This window comes from Corallococcus llansteffanensis (assembly GCF_003612055.1).
GTDB classification, from domain to species: domain Bacteria; phylum Myxococcota; class Myxococcia; order Myxococcales; family Myxococcaceae; genus Corallococcus; species Corallococcus llansteffanensis.
Window position 1 is genome coordinate 1 of sequence record NZ_RAWB01000766.1, and the last position, 3,883, is coordinate 3,883.

The window sequence follows — 3,883 nt, forward strand, 5'->3', positions numbered from 1 at the left end:
CAGGTGGACATGGGCACGAGCCTGCGCCACGCGCGCTTCATCGCTCGCGAAGTCCGCGGCGGTGGGCCGAAGCACCAGGAGGACGGAGCCATTGGGAAGTTCCTCCACGAGGTGCGCAGGAGTCGAGGGCACAGAGTCCCGAACCAAAGAGCAGGGGCGCTACCCTCGCTACGCGTGCGTTCATCAAGGCCCTCGTGGGAGCGTCCTCATCACGCGGCCGCCCGGGTGTGGCGGGCCGCGGCTCCCTGTCGGGCCGCAGTATGTCGCGCGGAGTGTCCCCGGGAAAACAGCGACGACGCGGCCTGCCTCCCAGCCCCCCAGCCATGGCGCCCATGACCCGGGGAAGCCCGGGCCCCGGGCCCCGGCTTCACGGAGCCGGGGGCGTGCGCTCGGCGGCCTTGCGCTCCGTGCGACACCAGGCGAGCTGCTCCTGGATGGCGGACAGGGGCACCGCCAGCTCCAGCTTGAAGGACGTGCCGTCCGGCCGCACCTTCGCGAAGTCCAGCAGCTGCGCCATCTCCGTGTTGCCGTCCGCCTGCGCCTTCATCCGCGCCATGGACAGCGCGCCGCCCAGCGACTTGCCCAGGTCGGTCATCTTCTCCTCGTCCAGGCCGCGCACGTCCGCCACCATGGCCACGTCGCCGCTGGTGTCCAGGTGCAGCTCCACGTTCTGGGCCACGTCCTTCAGTCGCTGCGCCAGCTCCGCCTGGTCGGGCCCCAGCATCTTCGCGAGCTGCTCCACCGCGAGCACGCCGTACATCTCCCCGTAGGTGCTGTTCTCGTCGAGCAGCGGCGGCCCTTCCTCCGGCCCGCGGCCGTCCATGCGATCCAGCACCGTCTTCACCTCGTCCGGGTTGCGGCCCACCACCAGCATCTGGTCGTTCCAGGTACCCACCGCTCTGTCCATCCGCCCGCGCCGCGTGCCGCCGTCCGGCAGGGGGAAGGACGTGTCGCCCGGCTCGTACACGCGCGCGCCCGGGCCGTGGTCCGACGCCACGCGCTCGCCCAGCAGCTCCTGGTAGCGCGCCTTGCTGAAGTCGCCGGAGAGGATGAGGCCCTCGTCGGTGATGACCATGCGGTCCAGGTCCTGGAACGGATCCACGCCGCTCAGCGCCTTGAACTGCTCCAGGTTCTTGCCGCCGTCGCGCATCAGGCAGTCCATCAGCAGCTCGCCCAGGGGCGAGTGCCTGAGGGCGTTCGCCTCGATGACCACCGCCGTCCTCCCGGGCCCCCGCGGGAGCGCCGCGAGCAGCGGGTCGCGGGGCTTCACGGGCGCCGCGACGCCCGCGTCCTCGACGGTGGGCATCACCCAGGTGCGGCGCTTCTCCGCGCGCTCGCGGTCCGGGCCGCGCATGCGCGAGGGGAACTTCACCTCCGGCGCGGGGGTCTCCAGCTTGTCGCCCTGGCCCGTGAACATCAGCAGCGCGGCCACCGCGAACAGCAGCACGGCCCCACCCAGCCACACCTTCCTGCGACCGCGCGAATCCATGCTCAGCAGTCCTTTCCCTCGAAGTGCCAGAAGCCCACCGCGAGCGCTCCCAGGCCGAACACCAGCACGCCCCCCAGCAACATCCCCAGCGAGTCCGGCTTGAGCGGCGTGGAGCTGGCGAGGTCCGCCGCGCCCACCGCCAGCGCCGACAGCCGGGGCAGCACCAGCGTCACCGCGTCGAACGACGTGCGCCCGAAGCCCGCCTCCAGGTAGCGCGACACGTCCGTGCGGAAGCCCGCGAGGATGCCGCCCACCAGCAGCACGAAGCCCGCCGCGGCACAGAGGGCCGCGCTGCGCACCAGCGTCGCCGTGGTGAGCATCACCGCGTACACCGCCGCGAAGCCCACGCACGCCAGGCCCCCGGCTACCAGCGGCCCCATCGTCCAGTAGCCCGTCTTCACCCCGAAGATGAGCGTGAGCCCGCCCGCGGCGTACACCGTGCCGCCCAGCGCCAGCGTCATCACCCCCAGGAACGTGCCCGCCAGCAGGTGCCAGCGCTGCAGGGGCAGGGCGAGCAGGTGCTCGATGCGGCCGGGCGACAGCAGGCCCGGCGCGAAGTCCGAGCACGCCACGATGCCGAAGAGGATGCCGCCGTAGAACACCAGGTACGCCGCCGCGCGGAAGATGGGCCGCAGCGCCACGTCCACGGAGGTGATGTTGGCGCGCACCACCTCGCCAAACAGCCGCGTCGCCGCGAGCGCCCCGTCCACGACCTCCAGCTTCAGGCTGAGCGCCACCGTGGCCAGCACCAGCGTGAGCCCCACCATGAACGCCAGGATGAACTTGCGCGACGCGGCCTCGCGCAGCACGTACCCCGCGATGACGAACACCGGGTTCACGCCGCCACCCCCGGGCTGCTGCCCACCGCGCCCAGCAGCACCGCCTCCAGGTCCGCGCCCTCGCGCCGCAAGTCCACCAGCAGCGCGCCCGAAGCCCGGGCCCGGTCCAACGCCGCGTTGAGCACCGCCACGTCCGTCGCCTCCACCAGGTACACACCTTCCCGCGCACCGTCGGCCTGGGGGCTCGGCTGGGGGCCCGGTGTCGTCGCCGTGCTGATCCGCGCTTCCGCCTCCGTGGGCACGAAGCCCGCCGCCAGCAGGGCGGAGGCCTCCGCGCCGGGTGCGAAGCGCACGCGCCACCGGGCACCTCCGCGCGCGAGCTCCTCCAGCCGGCCTTCGCGCAGCACGCGCCCGTCCGCGAGGATGGCCACGCGGTCGCACACCCGTTCCGTCTCCGCCAGCAGGTGCGAGTTGAGGAACAGCGTCACGCCCCGGCGCACCTCTTCCTGGAGGATGCGGCGCACCTCCAGCCGGCCCATCGGATCAATGCCGTCCGTGGGCTCGTCCAGCACCAGCAGGGCCGGATCTCCCAGGAGCGCCGCCGCCAGCCCCAGCCGCTGCCGCATGCCCTTCGAATAGCCGCCGATCTTCCGGTCCACCGCGTCCGAAAGCCCCACGCGCTCCAGCAGGCGCAGCAGCGCGGGCGCGTCCGGCTTCAGTCCCTTGAGGCGGGCCACGGTGGCCAGGAACGCGGGCGCCTTCCACGTGCCCGGCAGGTGCAGCCGCTCCGGCAGGTAGCCGATGCGCGCGCGGATGGCAGGGTCCTCCGGCGATCCACCCAGCACGCGCACCGTGCCCGCGGTGGGCCGCACGATGCCGAGCACGCTCTTGATGAAGGTCGTCTTGCCCGCGCCATTGGGCCCGATGAGCCCGAAGGCGCTGCCCGCCGGGACGAGCAGGTCCATGCCCTTGAGGGCCTCATGGCCGCCCCGTCCGAAGGCGCGGTGATAGGTTTTTCGCAGGCCCTGGACTTCGAGGGCAGGGGGCGGAGTCGTCACGGTCGCGACTGTAGACGACCCACGAGGGCGATGATTGCACCCGCCTCGCCCCGCGGGGAGGGACAAGCGGGCCTGAAACAAGGCTCTCCCCGCGTTTCCGGGTTCGCGCCGCTGGGAAGTCCGTTGCGCACCCCCCACGCCCGTGCCGCGCCGCGATACCCCGTCGTTCCGGGGCGTTGCGAACCTGGGGGCTCCAACGGAGGGGGTGGTCCGGACCCTGCAAAGCATGGCGGGCAGATGCTGGACACACGCAAGACAGACGGAGACACGGGCATGACGTGGGCATACGGAGCCGAGCAGCAGCTTCAGGACGCGCGCCGTGAACTGGAGGCCGCTGAACGGGAGCTGGTCAGTGGCACGGAGGCCTCGCGGGTGCGGTACGCGCGGGCGTTGTACGAGGCGGACCTGGCCAACCGGCGGGCCGACCGCATGGCGCGCGACAGCCGCCGCCAGCAGCAGAGCTGGCGACCTGTCGCCGGCTGAGCAGGCAGGTGGGTGATAGGGAAGGGGTGAAGCGCGGGGCCGGGCGGTTTATACCGGCGACCCATGGCCCACCC

4 protein-coding genes are annotated in these 3,883 nt (G+C 72.5%); 1 reads left to right on the forward strand and 3 read right to left on the reverse strand.

What is annotated here, in order from left to right; all coding sequences use genetic code 11:
- Window positions 1–367 precede the first annotated feature (367 nt).
- Genes D7V93_RS39785 through D7V93_RS39795 form a run of 3 tightly spaced genes read right to left on the reverse strand, consistent with a single transcriptional unit; the run spans window position 368 to window position 3,233 of the window.
- Window positions 368–1,489 carry a hypothetical protein gene (locus tag D7V93_RS39785; RefSeq protein WP_120648247.1) on the reverse strand — a complete coding sequence of 374 codons (1,122 nt, stop codon included), beginning with the start codon at window positions 1,487–1,489 and terminating at the stop codon, window positions 368–370.
- A 2-nt stretch (window positions 1,490–1,491) separates the two neighbouring features.
- The gene (locus D7V93_RS39790; protein WP_120648248.1) at window positions 1,492–2,328 is read right to left on the reverse strand and encodes an ABC-2 transporter permease; all 837 of its coding nucleotides are present in this window, start codon (window positions 2,326–2,328) and stop codon (window positions 1,492–1,494) included.
- Entirely contained in the window at window positions 2,325–3,233 is a 909-nt protein-coding gene (locus D7V93_RS39795; RefSeq protein WP_372338415.1) for an ABC transporter ATP-binding protein, read from the reverse strand. The genes D7V93_RS39790 and D7V93_RS39795 overlap by 4 nt, the downstream gene beginning before the upstream one ends.
- A 366-nt stretch (window positions 3,234–3,599) precedes the next feature.
- Between D7V93_RS39795 and D7V93_RS39800 the strand changes: the two genes are divergently transcribed.
- A complete protein-coding gene (locus D7V93_RS39800; protein ID WP_120648250.1) occupies window positions 3,600–3,809 on the forward strand; it encodes a hypothetical protein in 210 nt (69 codons plus the stop codon).
- The last annotated feature ends 74 nt before the right edge of the window (window positions 3,810–3,883 follow it).

What these genes read in the sequence shown, in the direction of transcription:
- D7V93_RS39785 (WP_120648247.1), bottom strand. Translation starts at nt 1,489, where the DNA reads ATGGATTCGCGCGGTCGCAGGAAGGTGTGGCTGGGTGGGGCCGTGCTG.
- D7V93_RS39795 (WP_372338415.1), bottom strand. Translation starts at nt 3,233, where the DNA reads ATGGACCTGCTCGTCCCGGCGGGCAGCGCCTTCGGGCTCATCGGGCCC.
- D7V93_RS39800 (WP_120648250.1), top strand. Translation starts at nt 3,600, where the DNA reads ATGACGTGGGCATACGGAGCCGAGCAGCAGCTTCAGGACGCGCGCCGT.